The 503-nt window shown below is 62.0% G+C and carries 1 protein-coding gene; it reads left to right on the forward strand.

Features of this window, described 5'->3' with window-relative positions:
* Positions 1-503 (forward strand): NYN domain-containing protein (locus OWC48_RS46240; RefSeq protein WP_282525962.1); only part of this gene is annotated, 503 nt, incomplete at its 3' end.

The following is a 503-nucleotide window of genomic DNA, read 5'->3' on the forward strand; positions in this document are numbered from 1 at the left end:
ATGTCACCTTCTGCCACTAACAAGATCGCGCTCTTCATCGATGGGGCCAATCTCTACGCGACGGCGAAAACTCTGGGCTTCGACATCGACTACAAGCGCCTGCTGAAGGAGTTTCAGAGTCGCGGGACGCTGTTGCGGGCGTTCTACTACACCGCGATCATCGAGGATCAGGAATACTCCTCGATCCGTCCGCTGATCGATTGGCTCGACTACAACGGCTACACGGTCGTCACCAAGGCGACCAAGGAGTTCATCGACGCCTCCGGCCGCCGCAAGGTCAAGGGCAACATGGACATCGAGCTCGCCGTGGACGCCATGGAGCTCGCCGAGCACATCGACCAGATGGTGCTGTTCTCGGGTGACGGCGACTTCCGCTCCCTGGTCGAAGCCGTCCAGCGCCGCGGCGTCCGGGTCACCGTGATCTCCACCATCGCAAGCCAGCCGCCGATGATCGCCGACGAGTTGCGCCGCCAGGCCGACGTCTTCACCGACCTCGTCGAGCT

This window comes from Bradyrhizobium sp. Arg816, assembly GCF_029989365.1.
In the GTDB taxonomy this organism is placed as follows: Bacteria; Pseudomonadota; Alphaproteobacteria; order Rhizobiales; family Xanthobacteraceae; genus Bradyrhizobium.